The 22,405-nt window shown below is 54.2% G+C and carries 25 protein-coding genes; 7 read left to right on the forward strand and 18 right to left on the reverse strand.

What is annotated here, in order from left to right:
• Positions 1-8 precede the first annotated feature (8 nt).
• The 10 genes from atpH to mioC form a co-directional block, all read right to left on the reverse strand.
• Positions 9-542: a F0F1 ATP synthase subunit delta gene (gene atpH / locus STH12_RS18065; RefSeq protein ID WP_126168844.1), complete on the reverse strand. Its 534-nt coding sequence runs from the start codon at positions 540-542 to the stop codon at positions 9-11.
• Positions 543-557: 15 nt separating this feature from the next.
• The gene (atpF, locus tag STH12_RS18070) at positions 558-1,028 is read right to left on the reverse strand and encodes a F0F1 ATP synthase subunit B (RefSeq protein WP_126168845.1); all 471 of its coding nucleotides are present in this window, start codon (positions 1,026-1,028) and stop codon (positions 558-560) included.
• A gap of 39 nt (positions 1,029-1,067) precedes the next feature.
• Positions 1,068-1,319 (reverse strand): F0F1 ATP synthase subunit C, encoded by a 252-nt coding sequence (gene atpE, locus STH12_RS18075; RefSeq protein WP_011761755.1) that lies wholly within the window; start codon positions 1,317-1,319, stop codon positions 1,068-1,070.
• A gap of 65 nt (positions 1,320-1,384) precedes the next feature.
• Entirely contained in the window at positions 1,385-2,179 is a 795-nt protein-coding gene (gene atpB, locus STH12_RS18080) for a F0F1 ATP synthase subunit A (protein WP_126168846.1), read from the reverse strand.
• Between the two features lie 13 nt (positions 2,180-2,192).
• On the reverse strand, positions 2,193-2,576 hold the full coding sequence (locus STH12_RS18085) for an ATP synthase subunit I (protein WP_126168847.1): 384 nt from the start codon (positions 2,574-2,576) through the stop codon (positions 2,193-2,195).
• A gap of 224 nt (positions 2,577-2,800) precedes the next feature.
• Entirely contained in the window at positions 2,801-3,679 is an 879-nt protein-coding gene (locus STH12_RS18090; protein ID WP_126168848.1) for a ParB/RepB/Spo0J family partition protein, read from the reverse strand.
• A 9-nt stretch (positions 3,680-3,688) separates the two neighbouring features.
• The gene (locus tag STH12_RS18095) at positions 3,689-4,477 is read right to left on the reverse strand and encodes a ParA family protein (RefSeq protein ID WP_126168849.1); all 789 of its coding nucleotides are present in this window, start codon (positions 4,475-4,477) and stop codon (positions 3,689-3,691) included.
• A 90-nt stretch (positions 4,478-4,567) separates the two neighbouring features.
• On the reverse strand, positions 4,568-5,188 hold the full coding sequence (gene rsmG / locus STH12_RS18100; RefSeq protein WP_126168850.1) for a 16S rRNA (guanine(527)-N(7))-methyltransferase RsmG: 621 nt from the start codon (positions 5,186-5,188) through the stop codon (positions 4,568-4,570).
• A 102-nt stretch (positions 5,189-5,290) separates the two neighbouring features.
• Positions 5,291-7,180, reverse strand: coding sequence for a tRNA uridine-5-carboxymethylaminomethyl(34) synthesis enzyme MnmG (mnmG, locus tag STH12_RS18105; RefSeq protein WP_126168851.1), 1,890 nt, complete (start codon positions 7,178-7,180; stop codon positions 5,291-5,293).
• Positions 7,181-7,623: 443 nt separating this feature from the next.
• A complete protein-coding gene (gene mioC / locus STH12_RS18110; protein WP_126168852.1) occupies positions 7,624-8,064 on the reverse strand; it encodes an FMN-binding protein MioC in 441 nt (146 codons plus the stop codon).
• A 136-nt stretch (positions 8,065-8,200) separates the two neighbouring features.
• Here mioC and STH12_RS18115 point away from each other — a divergent pair, with 136 nt between their 5' ends.
• Positions 8,201-9,100 (forward strand): endonuclease/exonuclease/phosphatase family protein, encoded by a 900-nt coding sequence (locus STH12_RS18115; protein ID WP_164551250.1) that lies wholly within the window; start codon positions 8,201-8,203, stop codon positions 9,098-9,100.
• Here the strand turns inward: STH12_RS18115 and fghA are convergent.
• On the reverse strand, positions 9,051-9,896 hold the full coding sequence (fghA, locus tag STH12_RS18120; RefSeq protein ID WP_126168854.1) for an S-formylglutathione hydrolase: 846 nt from the start codon (positions 9,894-9,896) through the stop codon (positions 9,051-9,053). The two genes, STH12_RS18115 and fghA, sit on opposite strands and share 50 nt — an antisense overlap.
• 9 nt (positions 9,897-9,905) lie before the next feature.
• A complete protein-coding gene (locus STH12_RS18125) occupies positions 9,906-11,039 on the reverse strand; it encodes an S-(hydroxymethyl)glutathione dehydrogenase/class III alcohol dehydrogenase (protein ID WP_011758127.1) in 1,134 nt (377 codons plus the stop codon).
• Positions 11,040-11,194: 155 nt separating this feature from the next.
• Between STH12_RS18125 and STH12_RS18130 the strand changes: the two genes are divergently transcribed.
• Together STH12_RS18130 and STH12_RS18135 are read left to right on the forward strand one after the other, a co-directional pair.
• Positions 11,195-12,070 (forward strand): LysR family transcriptional regulator, encoded by an 876-nt coding sequence (locus STH12_RS18130; protein WP_126169579.1) that lies wholly within the window; start codon positions 11,195-11,197, stop codon positions 12,068-12,070.
• A gap of 129 nt (positions 12,071-12,199) precedes the next feature.
• The gene (locus STH12_RS18135) at positions 12,200-12,760 is read left to right on the forward strand and encodes a hypothetical protein (protein WP_237158664.1); all 561 of its coding nucleotides are present in this window, start codon (positions 12,200-12,202) and stop codon (positions 12,758-12,760) included.
• 15 nt (positions 12,761-12,775) lie between these two features.
• Here the strand turns inward: STH12_RS18135 and STH12_RS18140 are convergent, their stop codons facing one another.
• On the reverse strand, positions 12,776-13,699 hold the full coding sequence (locus STH12_RS18140; RefSeq protein WP_126168855.1) for a LysR family transcriptional regulator: 924 nt from the start codon (positions 13,697-13,699) through the stop codon (positions 12,776-12,778).
• A gap of 129 nt (positions 13,700-13,828) precedes the next feature.
• Here STH12_RS18140 and STH12_RS18145 point away from each other — a divergent pair, with 129 nt between their 5' ends.
• Positions 13,829-14,935 (forward strand): NADH:flavin oxidoreductase, encoded by a 1,107-nt coding sequence (locus STH12_RS18145; RefSeq protein WP_126168856.1) that lies wholly within the window; start codon positions 13,829-13,831, stop codon positions 14,933-14,935.
• A 10-nt stretch (positions 14,936-14,945) separates the two neighbouring features.
• A complete protein-coding gene (locus STH12_RS18150) occupies positions 14,946-15,557 on the forward strand; it encodes a LysE family translocator (protein ID WP_126168857.1) in 612 nt (203 codons plus the stop codon).
• A 60-nt stretch (positions 15,558-15,617) separates the two neighbouring features.
• On the opposite strand, the gene mnmE is transcribed toward STH12_RS18150, so the two are convergent.
• From mnmE to rpmH, 5 genes are all read right to left on the reverse strand, one after another.
• Positions 15,618-16,979 carry a tRNA uridine-5-carboxymethylaminomethyl(34) synthesis GTPase MnmE gene (mnmE, locus tag STH12_RS18155; RefSeq protein WP_126168858.1) on the reverse strand — a complete coding sequence of 454 codons (1,362 nt, stop codon included), beginning with the start codon at positions 16,977-16,979 and terminating at the stop codon, positions 15,618-15,620.
• 88 nt (positions 16,980-17,067) lie between these two features.
• Positions 17,068-18,693 (reverse strand): membrane protein insertase YidC, encoded by a 1,626-nt coding sequence (gene yidC / locus STH12_RS18160; RefSeq protein WP_126168859.1) that lies wholly within the window; start codon positions 18,691-18,693, stop codon positions 17,068-17,070.
• Positions 18,694-18,697: 4 nt separating this feature from the next.
• Positions 18,698-18,952: a membrane protein insertion efficiency factor YidD gene (yidD, locus tag STH12_RS18165; protein ID WP_126168860.1), complete on the reverse strand. Its 255-nt coding sequence runs from the start codon at positions 18,950-18,952 to the stop codon at positions 18,698-18,700.
• Entirely contained in the window at positions 18,919-19,275 is a 357-nt protein-coding gene (gene rnpA / locus STH12_RS18170; RefSeq protein ID WP_126168861.1) for a ribonuclease P protein component, read from the reverse strand. The genes yidD and rnpA overlap by 34 nt, the downstream gene beginning before the upstream one ends.
• Before the next feature lie 17 nt (positions 19,276-19,292).
• The gene (gene rpmH / locus STH12_RS18175) at positions 19,293-19,430 is read right to left on the reverse strand and encodes a 50S ribosomal protein L34 (protein WP_011758135.1); all 138 of its coding nucleotides are present in this window, start codon (positions 19,428-19,430) and stop codon (positions 19,293-19,295) included.
• Positions 19,431-19,892: 462 nt separating this feature from the next.
• Here rpmH and dnaA point away from each other — a divergent pair, with 462 nt between their 5' ends.
• Both dnaA and dnaN read left to right on the forward strand, forming a co-directional pair.
• A complete protein-coding gene (gene dnaA / locus STH12_RS18180; protein ID WP_126168862.1) occupies positions 19,893-21,269 on the forward strand; it encodes a chromosomal replication initiator protein DnaA in 1,377 nt (458 codons plus the stop codon).
• A gap of 20 nt (positions 21,270-21,289) precedes the next feature.
• Positions 21,290-22,390 (forward strand): DNA polymerase III subunit beta, encoded by a 1,101-nt coding sequence (dnaN, locus tag STH12_RS18185; RefSeq protein ID WP_126168863.1) that lies wholly within the window; start codon positions 21,290-21,292, stop codon positions 22,388-22,390.
• Positions 22,391-22,405: the final 15 nt, after the last annotated feature.

A 22,405-nucleotide genomic window follows, 5' to 3' on the forward strand; every position in this document is an offset into this window, starting at 1 on the left:
ACTCCCAATTACGATTGCAGCTTATCAGACAGACGGGCAAGTTTGCCGCTGACGGAACCATCGATCACGAGGTCCCCTGCCTTGATAATTACACCGGCGATCAGGCCGGCATCCACGCTGCAATTCAGCTTAACTTTGCGTGCGAGACGTTTCTCAAGGGAAACACTAATCTGCTGTTGTTGTGCTTCGGAAAGCTCAGTGGCAGATACCACTTCAGCTTCAACTTCCTTGGCCCATTCCAGACGGTACTCAGCAAACAGCTGAGTCACAGCAGGCAGTACTTCCAAACGACCGTTTTCAGCCATCACCTTGATCAGGTTTTGACCGTGCTCGTTGAGCTGCTCACCACAAACATCAATAAAGAGTTTGGCGAGCGCGCTGCTGGCCATAGAGCCAGCGAGCAGTGGACGCATGGTTTCATTTTCAGTCACCAGTGCGGCAAAACCGAGCATCTCTGCCCAGCTATCCACGGCCTGTTTTTCAACGGCAAAATCAAAAGCTGCCTTTGCATAAGGGCGAGCAATGGTGGTTAACTCAGCCATACCCCTTCTCCCTTATCAAATTTCAGCGACAAGCTTTTCAACTATGTCACTGTGTGCGGCTGCATCAATCGAACGTTCGAGGATCTTCTCAGCACCCACAAGGGCCAGAGTTGCAACCTGCTTGCGCAGTTCCTCTTTCACGCGATTGCGTTCAGCTTCAATTTCAGCTTTACCCTGAGCGATGATACGTGCACGCTCAGCATCAGCCTCGGCTTTTGCTTCTTCAACGATCTGAGCCTTGCGCTTATTGGCAGACTCGATGATTTCATTGGCTGTAGCTTTGGCTTCTTTGAGCTGCTCGGTGGCCTTGGCCTGAGCGAGCTCCAGGTCTTTTGCCGCGCGGTCAGCATTGGCAAGACCGTCAGCAATCCTCTTCTGGCGCTCTTCGATGGCATTCATCAAAGGGGGCCATACATACTTCATGCAGAACCACACGAAGATAATAAAGGCGACCGTCTGACCGATTAGGGTAGCGTTGATATTCACAACAGCCTCCTATTATGAGTTAAGACAGAAGCGGTTTTATTACAGCATTGCGCCCAGTGGGTTGGTGAACAGCATGTACAGAGCAATACCCACACCGATCATGGTTACGGCGTCGAGCAGACCAGCCACGATGAACATCTTAACCTGCAGCATAGGAGCCATTTCTGGTTGACGAGCAGCGCCTTCCAGGAACTTGCCGCCCAGAAGACCGAAACCGATAGCGGTACCCAGTGCACCCATACCAATCAGCAGAGCAACAGCGATTGCAGTAAAGCCCAGAATAGTTTCCATCTGTATCTCCAGTATCTAAATCTAAATTAGTTGATGATTTAGTTAAAAAATTTCTTCAGCAATCCTTAATGATCTTCATGAGCCATGCTGAGGTAAACAATAGTCAGCATCATGAAGATAAACGCTTGCAGCGTGATAACCAGAATGTGGAAAATCAACCAGCCCAGTTGCAGGGTCACACCCAGGGAGGCGATCAGCCAGTTGGCACCATACATCAGCGCAATAAGGATGAAGATCAACTCACCCGCATACAGGTTACCGAATAGACGCAGAGCCAATGAGATTGGCTTGGCGATCAGGGTAACTGATTCCAGCAGGAGGTTGACGGGTATCATTGCCCAGTGGTTAAAGGGCTGCAGTGTCAGTTCCTTCACAAAACCAGACACTCCCTTGACCTTGATGCTGTAGTAGATAATCAGCAAGAACACACCCAGCGCGAGGCTGAAGGTGATGTTCAGGTCAGTCGTCGGAACCACTTTCAGGTAAGGCACACCCAGCAGAGCTGCAGTGTGTGGCAGCCAGTCAACTGGCACCATGTCCATGAAGTTCATCATGAAAACCCAAACGAAGATGGTCAGAGCGAGAGGAGCGATCAGGGCATTGCGACCGTGGAAGGTTTCTTTCACGCTGTTGTCAACGAACTCAACGATCATCTCGACGAAGCACTGAAGCTTGCCGGGAACGCCAGTCGTTGCCTTTTTGCCAACGCTGCGGAAAACCCACAGAAACAAAACACCAAGACCAACCGAAAAGAGCAACGAATCAATATGCCATGTCCAGAATCCTTCACCAACGGAAAGGTTGGTCAGGTGATGCTGGATATAGCCCTGCGGTGTTAACGCTTCACCAGTTGCAGCCATGATTCATCCCACTTTACTTTTGCTTGAAGTATAAAGGCGCTGTCCAGTGCACCAGCAGTGCCAGGGAATAACAAACAAAAAGCGGCATAAAGACGACCTTAAGTTTGATAAACACCAGCGAAAACAGCGCAATGGTTAACAGCAACTTTACCGCTTCCCCCCAGTAGAAGGTTTTCAGTACCTTCCCTGATGCACTTGCTCCCGAATGGGAAAAAGCGAGGGTTGCGAATACAAAATTAGGGAGCACAGCTATCAGCGTACCGGCCAAAGCCGATATACCGTATTGCGCTCCCCATACGACGAAGAAGAGAACCGATGCACCCCCGGCCACCGCCGCCTGCATCAACACCAATTTATAGGCAGACCACCGGCCACGACGCGCCAAAACCTTGCTCAATTCTCATTCTCCGCATTCGGACTTTTTGTTTCGGTGACCGGACAACAAAATGCCGTAAAAAGTCACAGTACAAAAAGCTTGCGAAAGTATACCTTTTCGGGCCTTCAATGCAACTTTGAGATGCGCAAAATCGCCACTTTTCAGCGGTTCTACGACCAAAGATTCAAAATGCAAAGATTAACATTCGTCACAAATTTACATGAAACTCTGTTAACTGCATTAAATCAGCGGATTTTGCTGAGAATCCCGTCTAATTCAGCAAGATTTTGGTAGTTAATTACAATTTTACCTTTGCCCTTACTGCCATGGTTTATCGAAACCTTGGCACCAAGCTTCTCAATCAACTGCTGCTCGAGACGGGTTACATCGTGATCTTTGACAGCTTTTTCAGCTTCTTTGGGAGGATTTAAGCTTCTATTAATTAATCGTTCAGTTTCCCGAACGGTGAGCTCTTTAGCGGCAACCAATCTTGCCAGATTTGTCTGTTCTTCACCCTCTACGGCGAGCAGTGCACGGGCATGCCCCATGTCGATATCACCGTATTCAAGCAAGCGCTTAACGGGGTCGTTCAGACTGTTGAGACGCAGCAGGTTAGTGACCGTAGTGCGCGATTTGCCCACAGCATCGGCCACCTGCTGGTGGGTGAGTTCAAATTCTTCCAGCAGGCGCTGCAGCGCAATCGCCTCTTCCATGGCATTCAAATCTTCGCGCTGAATGTTTTCAATCAGCGCGATGGCCACGGCGGATTCATCGGGTACTTGCTTGATAATACAAGGTACTTTTTCAAGCTTCGCCAGTTGCGACGCACGCCAGCGGCGTTCACCGGCGATAATTTCATACTTTTGCTCGGCGATTTTACGCACCACTATGGGCTGAATGATGCCCTGAGCACGAATGGACTCTGCCAACTCCTCCAGCGCCTCTGGAGACATGTCTTTACGGGGCTGATACTTGCCGGGCTGCAGCAAATCCACGTCCAGATGGACCAAATCGTCCTGTTTGTCGGCCCGCGCGGCTTCCTGTTCCAGTTTCTTGCTGGCGGCATGGCTGGTGCTCAGCAGCGCATCCAGTCCCTTACCCAAGCCCCGTTTTTTCAAAGTCATTGCTAATCCTTACGCCTGCTTCTTTGCCTGGGTTTGCTCACCCCGGCGAATAATCTCTCCCGCCAGGGCCAGGTAGGCCTTGGCGCCGGCACTGGATTTGTCGTAGTACATGGCGGGCGCGCCAAAACTTGGAGCCTCAGCCAGACGAATATTACGGGGGATCACAGTGCGGTAAACCTTCTCGCCAAAATGCTGCTTGAGCTGATCGGACACGTCATTGGCCAATCGGTTGCGAGGATCGTACATGGTACGCAAAATTCCTTCGATGCCAAGCCCCGGATTCACCATGGAGGCCAGCTTGCCGATGGTATCGATAAGGGCGGTGAGACCTTCCAGCGCAAAGTACTCACACTGCATGGGCACCAGCACAGAGTCGGCGGCCGACATGGCATTTACCGTCAGCATGTTCAGCGAAGGCGGGCAGTCGATAAAGATAAAATCATACTCGTCCCTGACGGCAGACAGCGCATTGCGCAGCCGCACTTCACGGGCGAAGAATTCCATCAGCTTGATTTCGGCGGCAGTCACATCACCGTTGGCAGCAATGAGATCGTACTTGCCTTGGGTGTCTCGGATCACCACTTCATCGAAGGGCTTTTCTTCCACGAGCAGCTCATAGGCGGTGTTTTCGGCTTCGTACTTATCGACGCCGCTGCCCATAGTGGCGTTGCCCTGGGGATCGAGGTCAATCAGCAGTACCTTGCGTCTGGTCGCCGCCAAAGAGGCCGCCAGGTTAATGCAAGTTGTTGTTTTTCCTACGCCACCTTTCTGGTTGGCTACGGCAATGACTTTCCCCACAATCTCACCCTGTTGTCGTTGTGTCGTTCATTCCAGGCACAGTGCCTTGGACAAGTTGCTTGATGTTGCGCCCAATTGCAAGGCGCAGACTCACGCTTTAACCAATTTCAGCAGATGGCGCTGCTCATCCAGACCCGGCACGTCCAGGCGGACAGTTTCTGTTAACACAAAGCCTTGCGGGATCCCGGCCATCTCTTCATCGCTGAGTTGGCCTTTGAGCGCATAAAAACTACCGTGCTCAGCAGGCAGATGATGGCACCAGCTGAGCATGTCGCCCACAGAGGCAAAGGCGCGGCTCAGTACCCCATCAAACCCTTGCTCCGGCTGGTACAACTCAACCCGGCTTTCCACCGAACTGATGTTTTTCAGCCCAAGCTCCAGTGCCACCTGCTTTTGGAAGCGAATACGCTTGCCCAGGCTATCCAGCAGCACAAATTCTTTGTCAGGGTTGATAATGGCCAGCGGGATCCCCGGCAAACCAGGGCCTGTGCCCACATCGATAAAACGATCGCCACTCAAATGGGGCGACACCACCAGGCTGTCGAGGATATGACGGGTCAGCATCTGCCCCGGATCCCTTACCGACGTCAGGTTGTAAGCCTTGTTCCACTTGTCCAGCAGCGCCACAAAGGCCAGCAGTTTGGTTTGCTGTTCGGCACTGATTTCAAGACCGGCTTTGGCCAGATCCCGGCTGAGTTTATCGGCTAACACAGGATGATACTCCGTTAATGCCACGTTTGATGGGGCTATTATGAAGGGCAGAAAAAGTGAAGGGAAGGGCAGCGCCTTCCCTTTGGTTCAGCTTCGAGCGACTCAGGCGCTCTTTCTGAGCAGACCACGCTTTTTGAGGTGAACCAGCAAGATGGAAATGGCCGCCGGAGTCACACCGGAAATGCGCGACGCCTGACCTATGGTTTCCGGCTTGTGGTTATTGAGCTTGGCAGTCACCTCGTTGGACAGGCCCGGCACTTCGCTGTAGTCCAGATCCAGAGGCAAACGGGTGTTTTCGTTACGCTCGGCCTTGGCAATTTCATCCTGCTGACGCTGGATGTAACCGGCGTATTTCACCTGAATCTGCACCTGTTCGGCGGCCAGCGGATCGGCAAGACCTGGGCCGAAGCCCTCGATCTTCATCAGCGATTCGTAATCCATTTCCGGACGGCGCAGCAGATCTTCAAGAGATGCTTCCCGCGACAGCGGCGCGCTCAGGGTTTCATTCAGTTCAGCCAGTTGCGGTGAGTTCATGTGCACCCACTGGCTGCGCAGGCGCTGCTGCTCAGTCTCGATGGATTCACGCTTCTCGTTGAATTTCTGCCAGCGGAAGTCGTCCACTAGGCCCAGTTCACGGCCGGTTTCGGTCAGGCGCAGATCGGCATTGTCTTCACGCAGCAGCAGGCGGTATTCGGCGCGGCTGGTGAACATGCGGTAGGGCTCTTTGGTACCCAGGGTCGACAGATCGTCCACCAACACTCCGAGGTAAGCCTGATCGCGCCGTGGCGCCCAGGCTTCTTTGCCCTGCACCTGCAGTGCGGCGTTCATACCGGCCAGCAATCCCTGAGCACCGGCTTCTTCGTAACCTGTGGTGCCGTTGATTTGTCCGGCAAAGAACAAACCATCTATCACTTTGGTTTCCAGAGAGTTTTTCAAATCACGTGGATCGAAATAATCGTACTCAATGGCATAACCGGGACGAACGATCTCAGCCTGTTCCATACCGCGGATAGAGCGCACCAGCTCGATCTGCACATCGAATGGCAGACTGGTAGAGATGCCGTTGGGGTAAATTTCTGTGGTCGTCAGGCCTTCTGGCTCGATAAAGATCTGATGCGAGTTCTTGTCGGAAAAACGATGGATTTTGTCTTCAATGGACGGGCAGTAACGGGGACCAATACCCTCAATCACCCCGGAGTACATGGGGCTTCTGTCCAACCCGCCACGGATGATGTCGTGAGTACGCTCGTTGGTGTGGGTGATGTAGCAGGAGATCTGCTCAGGGTGCTGGCTTACTTCACCGATAAAAGACATCACCGGCAGCGGCGAGTCGCCTTTCTGCTCAGTCATGGCCGAAAAATCAATGGTACGGGCATCAATACGCGGTGGGGTGCCGGTTTTTAAGCGACCTACACGCAGTGGCAGTTCCCGTAATCGATGGGCAAGGGCAATGGCGGGTTGATCGCCTGCACGGCCGCCACTGTAGTTTTCCAAACCAATGTGAATTTTGCCACCCAGGAAGGTGCCTGCCGTCAGCACTACAGCTGGCGCTTCAAAGGCCAGACCCATTTGGGTAATGGCACCCACCACGCGGCCGTTCTCTACCACCAGATCGTCTACTGCCTGCTGGAAAATACGCAGGTTTGGCTGCAATTGCAGCATATTCAATATCTTGGCTTTGTAGAGCGCTCTGTCTGCCTGAGCACGGGTAGCACGTACAGCCGGGCCTTTGCTGGAATTGAGAGTACGGAACTGGATCCCGGAGAAGTCGGTTGCGATCGCCATGGCACCGCCAAGGGCATCGATTTCCTTCACCAGATGGCCTTTACCAATGCCACCGATGGCCGGATTACAGGACATTTGCCCCAACGTATCCACGTTATGGGTCAGCAGCAGCGTCTTGCAACCCATGCGGGCTGCCGCCAGGGCGGCTTCGGTACCGGCATGACCACCGCCGACAACTATTACATCAAACCGTTCATGAAATTGCATGACACTACCTTAAAGCGAAAAAGAGGATCCTCAGTCGAGCCGGGCATTTTAACACTGCTGAGGCCAGAGTTGAACGATCTCTTTCATCAGAAAGATCCAAAGGGGATCGCCTTATAGATCTTAAGATCTTTATATAGATCTTCTTATATTTATCTTCTATTAGGATCGCCATTTTCTGTGGTTAAGCCTAAAAAGCCTTTTAATACAATAAATAGCGCGATCCAGATCCTGTGATCTGTTGGCGATCTACTGCCAGAAAAGGTGGGGATAGATCGGTGTTTTATCCACAGGGTGGATCTTTGAGCGGATCGGGTAGTGAGTAATGCAACGGTAGATCAGATCTAAATAATATCTTATCCACAAATTTATTATTAACTAACAAGATTTGTGGATAAGAAAGATCTAACTTGTGAGTGAGTGGGGATAAGATCTATGAGCCGATCTTAAAGACTGGTCATCCAGGATTGTAACCACTGAATGGCTGGCTCTTCCGGCACGGGATCGGCCTGTACATCGATCCGGATCTTATCCACAAAGGCTTTTGCACCGGCGTCGTCCAATAAATCGACAAGGGCTTCCGGGCCTTCACAGAAGGTGTCGTAGCTGGAATCACCAATGGCGCAAAGGGCATAGCGCAAACCACTCAGATCCGGCATTGCCAGCATCAGTTGCTTGGCAAAAGGCTGCAGATTATCGGGCAGATCGCCGGCGCCGTGGGTAGCCGACACCACCAGCCACAGGGCGCTGGTATCCAGCTCTTCCAGCGAGGGATCCAAATAGGTATTGCATTCGTGGCCTGCGTCGCTCAGTACCGCGGCCAGTTCATCGGCCACGTACTCGCTGCCGCCCAGGGTGGTACCAATCAGGATTTCTATCTTTGCCATCGTTACGTCCGTTGATGCGAAAAGGGTTGGCGTCATGGTAGCCCAAAGGCGCGGCCGGTGAAATGGATCCGATGCCCGACACGCCTGTGATAGCATGACGCAGCCTGGTGAAGTTCAATGGATTGGATACCTTTATATGACCGTTTTGCAAAGGCTGTTGTTTCGCATCGTTTTGTTTGCCGTAATCCTGTTGGTTGTCACTGTTTGGCAGAACTTGCCCAAGTTCCCAAATGGCCAGTTGCCGCAGCTGTCGCACTCAGGCGCTGCTTATATAGCATCGAACGACAGCTGTCTGGAGTACCAACAGGCCAGTGGCGTTGTCGACAATAACGGCCAAATCGCCGTGCTGGTGTGGAATATCCATAAACAGGCAGATGGGTACTGGCCTGAGGCACTTTGGTCGACAGGAAAACATTGGCAATTGATGCTGTTGCAGGAAGCCGGGCAAACCGAAAGCTTTCACTCTGCCATCACCGACGCGGGTTTTGAGTACGCCAACTTAACGGCTTTTCGGTTTCAAGACGTGGATTATGGCGTGATGACGGCTGCAAAAGCCGCTGCTACCAGGGTGTGCGGCAGCCTGTCCAGCGAGCCCTTTTTACGGATCCCCAAGGGCGCCTTGAGCAGTTATTACCGTTTGAGTAATGGCCAAACTCTGCTGGTGATTAATCTGCACGGGATCAATTTCGATCTCTCACTCAGCCACTGGGAAACGCAGCTTTCGGCTTTGTTCAGCCTAATTGGCGCCCATCAGGGACCGGTTCTTTTTGGCGGCGATTTTAACAGCTGGGGCCAGGATAGGTTCGAAAGGCTTAAGCAACTAATTGAATCATCAGGATTAAACTCGGCTACCTTTGCGCCGGATGAACGGCGTCATGGCTTGGGAATGCCACTCGATTGGTTGTTTTACCGTGGCCTTGAGCTGAAAAGGGCGCAGTCACCGGCAACAGAATTGTCGGATCATGCGCCCTTGCTGGCAGAATTTACTATCCCCTGGTCAACCAGTGGTGGTGGAACTCCAGGTGCTCATCAATAAAGCTCGCGATGAAGTAATAGCTGTGATCGTAGCCAGGCTGCATCCGCAGATTTAACGGAAAATCCGCCCGGGCGGCTGCGTCCACCAGCCGCTGCGGCATCAGTTCAATTTCTAAAAAGCTGTCGGCATCGCCCTGATCCACCAGCATGGGAATAGGATCGGCGCCGCGGCCTATCAGTTCGCAGCTGTCGTATTCGCGCCAGCTTTCCCTGTCTTTACCCAAATAATTGCCAAAGGCCTTTTGACCCCAGGGGCTTTGGCATGGATTGCAGATGGGGCTGAACGCCGACACGCTGGCGTAGCGACCTGGGTTTTTCAGCGCTATGGTCAGGGCGCCGTGGCCGCCCATGGAGTGGCCGGCAATGCTGCGTTTGTTGCTGACCGGAAAGTTGGCTTCAATCAGCTTCGGCAGCTCTTTCACCACATAATCGTACATGCGGTAGTGCTTACTCCATGGCGCTTCGGTGGCATTGAGATAAAAACCTGCCCCCAGGCCAAAGTCCCAGGCGCCATCGGGATCGTCGGCTACGCCGTCGCCGCGCGGGCTGGTGTCCATGGCCACAATCGCAAGCCCAAGCGTCGCGGCCAGGCGCTGGGCGCCAGCCTTCTGCATAAAGTTTTCATCGCTGCAGGTCAGCCCAGATAACCAATAAAGTACAGGGACGCTTTGGGTTTCGGCCTGGGGCGGCAAAAAAATCGCAAAGCGCATTTTGCAATCCAGACTGGCAGATTGATGGCTGTACTGCTTGTGCCATCCGCCGAAGCTGCGATTGGCACTGACAAGTTCCAGAGTCATGGCCGCTCCTTATTTGCGATCGTAATGGATCACGCTGCGGATACTTTTGCCTTCGTGCATCAGATCGAACGCTTCGTTAATCGCATCCAGTCCCATGGTGTGGGTGATAAAGTCACTCAGGGCAAATTCGCCACGCAGATACTGTTCAACAATGCCCGGCAGTTCGGAGCGTCCTTTCACGCCGCCAAAGGCACTGCCGCGCCACACCCGGCCGGTGACCAGCTGGAACGGACGGGTGGAAATTTCCTGCCCGGCGCCCGCCACGCCAATGATCACCGACTCGCCCCAGCCCTTGTGGCAACACTCCAGCGCGCTTCGCATCACATTCACATTGCCGATGCACTCAAATGAGAAGTCCACGCCACCGTCGGTCATCTCAACAATCACGTCCTGAATCGGCTTGTCGTAGTCTTTGGGGTTGATGCAGTCGGTGGCGCCGAGCTTTTTGGCCAGTTCAAATTTGCTGTCGTTGATATCTATACCTATGATCCGGCTGGCACCGGCCATGGTGGCGCCAATCACAGCCGACAAACCAATACCGCCGAGGCCGAAAATCGCCACTGTGTCGCCTTTTTTCACCTTGGCGGTTTTGAGCACCGCGCCCATGCCGGTGGTGACGCCGCAGCCCAGCAGACACACTTCTTCCAGCGGCGCTTCGGGGTTAACTTTGGCGAGGGATATTTCCGGCAGCACCGTGTATTCGCTGAAGGTGGAGCAGCCCATGTAGTGATAAATCGGCTCGCCATCTTTATAAAAGCGGGTGGTGCCGTCTGGCATCAGGCCCTTGCCCTGGGTGGCACGCACCGCCGAGCACAGGTTGGTCTTGCCCGAGGTGCAGAACTTACATTTGCCGCACTCGGCGGTGTAAAGCGGGATCACATGGTCGCCCACTGCCACGCTGGTCACGCCTTCGCCGACCATTTCCACAATGCCGCCGCCTTCGTGGCCCAAAATCGCAGGAAACACGCCTTCGGGGTCATCGCCCGACAGGGTAAAGGCATCTGTATGGCACACACCGGTGGCGACAATCCGCACCAGCACTTCGCCTGCCTTGGGCAACATTACATCCACTTCTTCAACGGATAAGGGCTGGCCCGGGCCCCAGGCAATGGCGGCGCGGGATTTAATAAAAGATGCTGACATGGGGTTCCTCCCTGATATGTCGGTTTGGGGCAATTGGCCCGAAAGGCACAGCCGCGCGCACAGCGTTGCGGCAAGCTTGATGGGATTGATTGTATTTCTTTGCTGATGATTGATAATCGGCTGTATTGGTAAATGACTTTTACTGGATAGAAATAATCATGCGCTGGGAAGGGATTTGTGAATTTGTGGCCGTGGCCGAGGCGCACAGCTTTACCACGGCTGCCGGTCGGCTTGGGATCAGTACCGCCCAGGTAAGCCGCCAGGTGCGCGAGCTTGAAGAGCGCCTCGGCAGTAAGCTTTTGTACCGCACTACGCGCAAGGTGTCGCTCACCGAAGACGGGCAACTGTTTTACCGCCACTGCCGCCAGGTACTCGATGGTCTGGATGAAGCCGAGCGGGCGGTGTCGTCCCTTAAAAATGAGCCGCGCGGGCTTATCCGTATGACGGCGCCTGTGACCTACGGCGAGCAATACGTGATGCCAATTGTATTGGAATACATGCAGCAATTTCCGCAGGTGGAAGTGCAATGCGAGCTGACCAATCAACAGCTGGATTTGGTGCAGGGCGGTTTTGATTTGGCGATTCGCCTCGGGGTGTTGCCGGATTCCTCAATGATGGCGCGAAAGCTGGCCGAGCGGGTGCAGTATCTGGTGGCGTCGCCTGAGTATGTCAGCCGTCATGGTGCGCCCCATTCGCTGTCGGAGCTCAGTCGTCATCAATGTTTGCTCGGCAGCCTGCCATTCTGGCGCTTCCAGGAGGAGGGCAAGCTTCGCAGCCTGAAGGTGAAAGGGCGGCTAAGTTGCAGCAGCGGCAATACCCTGCTGGCTGCGGCATTGGCAGGCATGGGGATAGCCCAGCTGCCCGGCTATTATGTGGATGAAGCGATTCGCGACGGCCGTTTGCTGGTGCTGCTGAAGCCATTTCAGGAACCCAAAGAAGGCATTTGGGGCCTGTATCCCCATAATCGGCAACTGTCGCCCAAGATTGGCCATCTGATGAATATGCTGGCTGGCAAGTTGCCCAAAGCCTGATGTGTGAGCTGGCGCCAGTATCCAACTCGTTTCAACTTGTTGAAAATGGCGGAACATCATACTGTGGTGCAGGCAGGGCGTTTTGCCGAAACTCCTCGCTTAAGTACGACTTCACTAAAGGGAATTGCGATGAAGAATTTTACAGCCGGTTTGAATAATTTCTGGGTTGGGTTGGTAACCGGCATGCTGATGCCTGTGATTGTGGTGGCCGCGCTTTTGTACCTGACAGTGGATAAGCTGACCGGCGTGGTGCAGGACTCGGCCATTTCGCCCTTCCTTGAGCGCAGCGAGCAGACCCTGGATAAGGTCGATAACCTGCTGGTGACCCTGGATGACAAGGTCGACAGTGCCAGCCTGAAGGATCTTGAGCTGCTGGCGCCACTGAAAAACGCCAGGATTTTGCCCGAACTGCAGGAGATTGCCGGCGCCGCCGCTGAGCTTAAAACCAAGGTGGACGATATAGACAAAGAAGCTGTGCTGGCCGCTCTGCGTCAGAAGCTGGAAACCTCTCTGGCGGGCAAGTTCCCCGAAGAAAAGGCCAAAGCGCTTGCCGCTAATCTGGAAAACATAGTGCGGGTGTTGGCGCAAAGAAGCGACGACCTGCAAAAAATGACCGACCTGCAAAACATATCTGAGCTTCCCAAACTGAATGAAGCTCTGTTAAACGGTCCGCAAGCACCGGGCAATTGATAAGTTCCAGTCCGCTCAGGCTGCGTCGAACGCCGGGCGGGCAGCCATCTCGGCTATCACAAAGTCGATAAAGTGAGTCACCAGCGCCGATTCGGCCCGGCGCTGGGTGTAAAGCGCATAGAAGCTTGCGCCCTTGGGGCTAAAGTCGGGCAATACTTCGACCACAGTGCCGGCCAGCAGCTCATCGGCCACCAGATAGCGGGGCAGGATGGCGATGCCAAAGCCCTGCTGCATGGCAGCATAAATCGCCTGCTTGTGGCTGAAGGCAAGTTCACCCGCCACGTCCATATGCAGTTCCTTTCCCTTATCCATCAAGGTCCAGCGTTCGTGGCGTGAATAATCGGTGCAGCGGGTGATAAGGCTGTGCTGATGTAATTCTTCCGGCCTGCAAAGGGTTGATTTGTCACTCATATAGGCCTTGCTGGCGCAAAGCACCATCTCATCCTTGGCAATAAAGCGGGCGAGATAGGGCTCGCGGTTAAGCTCGGTGCTGCGAAACGCCACATGAATATTGTCCCGCAGTAAATCTGAGGTGCGATTACTGAAGTCGGTGACCAGCCGCACCGATGGGTGCTGTTGCCTGAATTTAAGCAGCAGCGGTGTGAGCATCACTTCGCCCCACAGCATGGGGGCGGTTATTCTGAGTTCACCACTCAGGCACTCGCGGCGATTTTGCAGCCCGTCCAGCAGCTGTTCGTGCAGGGCAAGCATCTGGTCTGCCTGGCGGTAGGTGAGTTCTCCGGCATCGGTCAGCTGTAGCCGGCGGGTGGTGCGGTTAAGCAACACGGTGCTGAGGCTTTGTTCTAAATAGCGTAAATCTTTCGAGGCCTTACTCGGGGTAATGCCCAAGTGCTCTGCCGCCCTGGCAAAGGAGCCAAAGCGCACAATGCAGACCAGCAGTCGCATTAAATATAAGGTATCCAGCTTGTGTTGGCTCATGTTTCTATCCTCGAAATTGACTGCCGATTGTGTCTTGTTGGGCATCAATGTCTTTCCTGAAGGATAGATTATATCTTTTTTGTCGTGAGTTATCGTGTCGCCATTGTGATTGATGAATTGGAGAGACAAATGCGTCAGGCATTAAACAGCGGGTTTGAGTTTGCCCGGGCGGGTGTGCGGCTTAAGAATCGTGCCGTGCTGGCACCGCTGACCCATAACATGAGCGATGCCGATGGTAATCCGAGTCAGGCAGAACTCGACTGGCTCGAGCATTGCGCCAAAGGTGGTTTTGGGCTGCTGATTGCGGCGGCTACCCAGGTGTGGCCGGGCGGTCGCTGCTGGGCAGGGCAGCCAGCCTTGATGACAGACCATCAGCAGCAGGCCTTCAGCCGGTTTGCCCGGGCGGCAAAGGCAAATAACGCGCTGGCGCTGGTGCAACTTCATCATGGCGGGGTGCGCGCTGCGCCTGCGCTGAATGGCACTGCACCTGTTGGTCCAGGCGCCGAGGCGCCGGGTGGCCGTTACCCGCTTGGGGTGACCGAGCTTGATGAAGCCGGAATTCAGCAACTGATAGCCGCCTTTATTGCTTCTGCCGAGCGCGCCTATCAGGCCGGATTGGATGGGGTTGAGCTGCACGCTGCCCATCACTTTTTGCTGTGTAACTTTTTAAATCCCATGCTTAACCGGCGCAGTGACCGCTGGGGCGGCAGCCTTGAGAATCGTGCCCGGCTGCTGATTGAGATCATCCGTGGCATACGTCAGCGACTGCCCCGCAGCTTCCTGTTGGGGGTGAGGTTGTCGCCGGAAAGCTATGCCAATGTCGAAGGGATAGAACTTAAGCATCAGCTGGAAGTAACCGATTTACTGGCGGCAGCGGATATCGATTACGTGCATTTTTCCATGGGCGACAGCTTCAAGCAGGCCAGCGGCAAAGAGACAGCGCTGCTTAGCGAAGTGACCAATGCCCTTATTGGCAAAACCGCGCTGATGTTTGCAGGCAACATCCGTGACGGCGCTGCGGCGCAGCAGGTGCTGGACGCAGGCGGCGACCTGGTCGCCATTGGCACTGCTGCCATAGGGAATCCGGATTGGGTGCATAGGGTTAGCAGTGACATGCCGCTGTTAACGCCACCTTTTGCCGCCACTTTGCTGCAGGGCCACGGATTTACCGAGGCGGGCCTTGCTTACCTCGGCGCTATCCCCGGACTGGTTGCACCTTCAGAGCAACAAGGGTGAGGGCGGGCAGATGTCTGAGTGGATCTTGCTGCTGATGTTTATCCCGACCTTCTTTGTTATTTCGGTATCGCCGGGGCTTTGCATGATGTTGGCGCTGAGTTTTGGTGCCAGTTTGGGAGTCAGGCGCTCGCTGTGGGTAATTGCCGGCGAAGTGGCGGGCGTGTCCTTGATAGCCCTTACCGCACTCCTTGGTTACACCCAGGTGTTGGTTGAACAGCCGCTGTTGATGCAGCTGTTTAAATACCTTGGCGCGCTTTATCTGCTGTGGATGGGGATTGATGGCTGGCGCAATGCATCCACCAGTCTGGCGGCGGTGCAGGCGGACAGCCGCAGTGGCGAACTGATGCTGCGGGGCTTTTCGGTGGCGATTTCCAACCCCAAGTCGTGGTTGTTTATGATGACCTTGCTGCCACCTTTTATCAGCCCAAGCTTGCCGCTTGGGATCCAGACCCTGCTGTTTGTGAGTCTGGTGGCGCTGATTGAATGCCTGAATCTGCTGATTTATGCCTACGGCGGTCACAGGGTGAATCAACTGCTGCTGACCAAGGGCCGCGGTGCCTGGCTTGGACGTGTGTCATCGCTGATGATGGTGAGTATTGCACTGTTTTGGCTGCTCAGTTGAGCCGATAAAAAACGCGACTGCCGCTGGGCGACAACCGCGTTTTATGCCGCAAAAAGCGGCTTATTTGCCGATACAGAAGGAGCTGAAAATCTTGCCGAGCAAATCGTCTGAGGTAAATTCGCCAGTGATTTCAGACAGTGCCTGCTGCGCCATCCGCAGCTCCTCGGCCAGCAGTTCGCCCGCCAGATACACTTCCAGCTGCACCTTGCCCAGTTGCAGATGCTCTGAGGCTTGCTCAAGCGCTTCCAGGTGACGACGACGGGCGATAAAGCCGCCTTCGAGGTTACTTTGATAACCCATCAGCGATTTAAGGTGCTGCTTGAGCGCATCCACACCCAGGCCGGTCTTGGCCGAAATCCGGTAGACGCTGTAGCCTTGCTCTTCGGTGGCCTCCAGTGGCTCGCCAGTCAGATCGGCTTTGTTGCGCACCACGGTAACACCCAGAGCCTGGGGCAGGCGGTCGATAAAATCGGGCCAGATCTCGTGTGGGTCAACCGCCGCCGTGTCTGTGCCATCCACCATAAACAGCACCCGATCGGCGCTGGCTATTTCACTCCAGGCGCGCTCAATACCAATACGCTCCACTTCGTCTGTGGTGTCCCGCAGACCGGCGGTATCGATAATGTGCAGTGGCATACCGTCGAGGTGAATATGCTCGCGCAGAACGTCGCGGGTGGTGCCGGCAATGTCGGTCACAATCGCAGATTCTTTACCTGCCAGGGCATTGAGCAGGCTGGATTTACCTGCGTTGGGGCGCCCGGCAATCACCACCTTCATGCCTTCGCGGATAATGCTGCCTTGCTTGGCGCTGGCCTGCACTTCATCGAGCTGGTCGATGATGGCGTAAAGCGCGGCGGCAATTTTGCCGTCACTCAAAAAATCCACTTCTTCATCTGGAAAGTCGATGGCGGCTTCCACATACAGACGCAGGTTGGTGATTTTGTCCACCAGGGTATGCACCTGAGTTGAGAACTCACCTTGCAGTGAGTGCAGGGCGCTCTTGGCGGCCTGTTCGCTGGTGGCATCAATCAGGTCGGCAATGGCTTCGGCCTGGGTCAAATCCAGCTTGTCGTTCATAAACGCCTGCTCGCTGAACTCGCCGGGGCGGGCAATACGCACCCCTTTGACCTTGAGCACGGCGCGAATAAGCATATCCATCACCACCTGGCCGCCGTGGCCCTGCAGTTCCAGCACGTCTTCGCCGGTAAAGGAGTTGGGGCCTTTAAAGAACAGGGCTATGCCTTGATCAATCACGCTGCCATCGGCCGCTTTGAAGTCGCAGAAATCGGCGTAGCGAGGTTTGGGCAGGTGTCCCAGCAGGGCATTGGCCACATCGCTGGCCAGCTTGCCGGATACCCGGATGATACCTACGCCGCCCCGACCGGGCGCTGTGGCCTGTGCCACGATAGTGTCTGTTGTCACCTGTTTTTCCGCTTGTTATTCAAAGTCAAAAGGGAAACAAAAAGGCGACCTCAGGTCGCCTTTTTAGTGTGTAGCCTGAAAAATGGGCTTATTTTAAGCCTTTTTTCTCCAGCTGGGCATAAATAATCTTCTGCTGGGTGATGGCAACCAGGTTACCCACCAGCCAGTAGAGTACCAGACCCGCAGGGAACCACAGGAAGAACACGGTGAAGATCACCGGCATCCACTGCAGCATCTTCTGTTGCATTGGGTCCATGTTGGGGGCCATTGGCTGCATCTTCTGCATCATCCACATGGAGGCGCCCATCAGCAGCGGCAGTACGTAGTAAGGGTCCTGCACCGACAAATCCTGGATCCACAGCATGAATGGCGCATGGCGCAGCTCAACGCTTTCCAGCAGTACCCAGTACAGGGCGATGAAGATTGGCATCTGCAACAGGATTGGCAGACAGCCGCCCATTGGGTTTACCTTTTCCTTCTTGTACAGCTCCATCATGGCCTGACCCATTTTCTGGCGGTCATCACCGAAGCGGTCTTTCAGGTCCTGCAACTTTGGCTGCAGGTTACGCATCTTGGCCATGGACACATATTGCGCCTTGGTCAGCGGATACAGGAGACCACGTACAGTCAGGGTTACCAGAATAATGGCCACACCCCAGTTGTGCACCAGGCTCTGGAAGAACATCAGGATCCAGTGGATTGGCACAGCAAGCCACCACAGGAAGCCATAATCCACTACCAGGTTCAGGGTGTCAGACAATGCAGACAGCGCCGCCTGATCTTTTGGACCTACGTAGAAGGTGGCTGAAATGGTTTCAGTGGCGCCGGGGGCTACGTCATGTACCGCGCCCTTGAAGCCAATGTTGGCCATACCGCCGGCACTGACAGAAGAGAACAGGGTGTTCTTGTCAGAAGCGGCCGGTACCCAGGCAGACACGAAGTAGTGTTGCAGCATGGCAACCCAGCCACCCAGGGTTGGCTCTTCCAGGTCTTTCTTGCCCATGTCATCGAAGCTGTACTTCTCGTAACGCACATCGGCAGTTGAGAAGGCGGCGCCGCGGTAGGTTGGCATCATCATGCTGCTTTCATGGGCAGTGATGGTTTGCTTAATCTGACCGTACATCTGCACCTGCACAGGGGCTGATGAGTTGTTGGCTACGCGGTAATCCACGCCCACATCAAACTGGCCACGCTTGAACACAAATACCTTGGTGAAGGTTACGCCTTCACTGTTGGTCAGGGTCAGCGGTACTTCCAGAGTGTCCTGGCCTTCGGCCAGTTTGTAGGCGCTGGCAGCGGCAGCGAACTTGGCGCGGCCACTGGCGGCGCTGTCGATACCATCACGACCAATCAGACCACTTTGGGCGATGTAGGTGAAACCGTTTTTCTGCTCGAGCAGTACGAAAGGAGCATCTTCGTTTTGCTCCAGCTTGTGGGTCAGCAGTGCGGCATGAACGATGTCGCCGCCCACTGGATTAATCTGCACATCCAGCTGATCTGTGGTTACACGGATCAGGTCCTGATTACTGGCCACAGTGGCCGGTACTCCGGTATTGGCTGTTGGAACATCACTGTTGATAGCCTGATCGTGGATTTGGGCCGCCGCAGTGACTTCTGTGGCTGGCTTGGGTGCCTTGTCGGATTCCCACTGTTGCCAGATCAAAAAACTGACAAACAGCAGGCCGATGAGCAATAGATTGCGTTGTGATTCCATAGCCTTATTTATTACACCTGTCTTTTTTCGGAGGGACGGGATCTTGGCCGCCCGGATGTAAAGGGTGACATTTTAATATGCGTTTGATTGCAAACCAACTGCCTTTTATAGCTCCGTGAACCTGGATGGCTTCGATGGCGTAATGGGAGCAGGTGGGATGAAAACGGCACTTAGGCCCAAGGAATGGGCTGATAAAGACTTGATAGCCGCGAATAAGCTTGGTGGCTAGCCATTGAAACGGCGACTGAGTTTGCGCCATAGCTTGTCTACCAGCTTGTGAAGGGCAGCATTATCCAAATCCATCACCCCTTTGCGCACCAGCACAACTATGTCCAGTGAGGGGATTTCATGTTGCTGCAATCTAAAACTTTCCCGGATGACGCGCTTGACCCTGTTACGGTCGTGGGCCCGTTTAACCTGTTTTTTAGGTACGGTTAAACCCACACGAGGATGTTCCTGTGTGTTGGGAATGGCAAGTAGCGTGATTTCAGCAGAAGATGCTTTGATGGGATTGGAAAAAACAGCTTGAAATTGCGCGGGAGTTAACAAACGTAACTCCCGCGTAAAGGTGTAGCTAGTCACCTAGACGTCGACCTGAATTAGGCAGACAGACGAGCGCGACCTTTGGCACGGCGGCGAGCCAGTACCTTACGGCCGTTAGCTGTAGCCATGCGAGCGCGGAAGCCGTGAGAACGCTTGCGCTTCAGGTTGCTAGGTTGAAAAGTACGTTTACTCATGGTGGCAATCCGTCTTTACTGGTTAACATTCCTTGACGCTGGTATCAGTAAATCTGAAATCAGAGACAAGGGCACAAAAAAGAGGCCGAATTGTAATCACCTAAACGCCATCCGTCAAGAACTCTGGCACACCAGCGACACATTACAGCCAATATTTTTCCCCTTTCGCTTAGCAGAGAACCCTACAGAATGTGGATAACTCTGTGCATCTACACAATATCTGGTGGATCCAGCCCGCGTAAAACCGATCGAAGGTCGCGCATTATAGATCAAGGTGGATCCCTTTAGAAAGCAGGATTTGTGCAACATGGGCCAGAAAAAGATCTGATTCGATCTTGACGGATCCAAGTTATTCAGATCTGACGATCTTCCTGTTGATAAATCTATTTAAAGGATAGCGATCCGGTCAGAGTCCCGATAGAATACTCCTCCTTTGGATAGATCTTTTTGGGGACGGAATACGTGGCGGTTTCACTTTGGCAACAGTGTATCGGCAGGCTGCAGGACGAGCTTTCAGCGCAACAATTCAGCATGTGGATCAGACCGTTACAGGCCGAAATGGACGGGGACACCCTGGTGCTCTACGCACCGAACCGCTTCGTGTTGGATTGGGTACGCGACAAGTACATCAACTCCATCAACCAATTCTTTACCGAGCAGATGGGCGACGATGCCCCCAAACTGCGTTTTGACATTGGCAGCCGTCCTTCTGCCAAGCCGCAGGTTGCCACCCCTGCTGCAACCGTCAAAGCCACCCCGTCTCAGCCCAAGCCAGGTGCGGCCTTTGCCAGCCAGCCCGAGCCGGCGGTGAGCAATCATCGCAGCAACATCAACCCCACCTACCAGTTCGACAACTTCGTTGAGGGTAAGTCCAACCAACTGGGTAAGGCCGCCGCTTTGCAGGTTGCCGAAAATCCGGGTGGCGCTTACAACCCACTGTTTTTGTATGGCGGTACCGGTCTGGGTAAGACCCACCTGCTGCACGCTGTGGGCAATGGCATTATTAAAAACAAACCCAATGCCAAGGTGGTGTACATGCATTCCGAGCGTTTTGTCCAGGACATGGTCAAGGCGCTGCAAAACAATGCCATCGAAGAGTTCAAGCGTTACTACCGCAGTGTTGACGCGCTCTTTATCGATGACATTCAGTTCTTTGCCAACAAAGACCGATCTCAGGAAGAATTCTTCCACACCTTTAACGCGCTGCTGGAAGGCAATCATCAAATCATTCTGACTTCGGATCGCTATCCCAAAGAGATCGACGGGGTAGAAGACAGGCTCAAGTCCCGCTTTGGTTGGGGCCTGACAGTCGCCATCGAGCCACCAGAGCTTGAGACCCGGGTGGCGATTTTGATGCGTAAGGCGCAGGAGAGCGGCATCAATCTGCCCGACGAAGTGGCCTTCTTTATTGCCAAGCGTCTGCGCTCCAACGTACGTGAGCTGGAAGGTGCCCTGAACCGGGTAATTGCCAACGCCAACTTCACCGGACGACCCATCACCATCGATTTTGTGCGCGAAGCCCTGCGCGACCTCTTGGCTCTGCAGGAAAAATTGGTCACTATAGACAACATTCAGAAGACGGTGGCCGAATACTACAAGATCAAGATGGCTGATATGCTGTCCAAGCGCCGCTCACGCAGTGTGGCGCGTCCAAGACAGATGGCCATGGCCCTCTCTAAAGAGCTGACCAACCAGAGTTTGCCGGAAATCGGCGATGCCTTTGGTGGTCGCGACCACACGACTGTGCTGCACGCCTGTCGTAAGATCGCCCAGCTCCGTGAAGAGAGCCACGATATCAAAGAAGATTACGCCAACCTGATTCGTACCTTATCTTCCTAAAAGACAGGGACTTGGACACAATGAAATTTTCTATCGATAGGGACGCGCTGTTAAAACCCTTGCAACTGGTGAGCGGGGCTGTGGAACGTCGCCACAACCTGCCTATTCTGGCGAATCTTTTGGTGGAAGTAAGTGGTCACTCACTTAAGATGACCGGTACCGATCTGGAAGTCGAGCTGGTGGGGGAAGCCACAGTGCACGGCGATGTTCAGGAAGGCCGCACCACTGTGCCTGCCAAGAAGCTGCTGGATATCGTCAAGTCCCTGCCGGAGCAGTCTGAGCTCAAGGTTGAGCAACAGGAAAATAAATGGTTGCTGCGCTGCGGCCGCAGCCGTTTCTCGCTGGCTACTCTGCCGGCAGAAGAATACCCCAATGTCGAGGCGTTCCGCCCGGACATCGAATTTACCCTCAAGCAGGGCACCCTCAAGTCGCTTATCGATGCCACTCAGTTTTCCATGGCTAACCAGGACGTGCGTTACTACCTCAACGGTTTATTGATTGAAACCGAAGGCAGTGTGCTGCGCGCCGTGGCCACCGATGGTCATCGCCTGGCACTGAGCCACCGCGTGATTGAGGCCTCGCTGCCAGAGAAGCAGGTGATTGTGCCCCGCAAAGGTGTGGTGGAAATGTCACGTCTGCTCGATGCAGAAGATCAGGACATCACCCTGGCCATTGGTGAGAGTGCTATTCGCGCCACCACTGCCAGCGCTGTATTCACCAGTAAGCTGGTGGATGGCCGCTTCCCCGACTACCGCCGGGTGCTGCCAAAGGGCGGCGATAAAATCGTGATTGCCAGCCGTAACCAGCTTAAACAGGCGCTGCTGCGGGCATCGATTCTGTCGAACGAGAAGTTCCGTGGTGTGCGTATTCTGCTGGAAGATGGGCTGCTGAAGATCACCGCCAACAACCCAGAGCAGGAAGAAGCGGAAGAAATCATCGACGTGGATTACAACTCCACCACCCTGGAAATTGGCTTTAACGTCTCCTATCTGCTGGACGTACTCAACAGCCTGCGTTCCGATGAAGTGCGTGTCACCCTCATCGACAGCAACTCCAGCGCCCTGATTGAAAACCACGTGGAAGAAGATTCCATGTACGTGGTTATGCCGATGAGGCTCTAAGACCGTCGCTGACGA

This window comes from Shewanella khirikhana (assembly GCF_003957745.1).
GTDB lineage: Bacteria > Pseudomonadota > Gammaproteobacteria > Enterobacterales > Shewanellaceae > Shewanella > Shewanella khirikhana.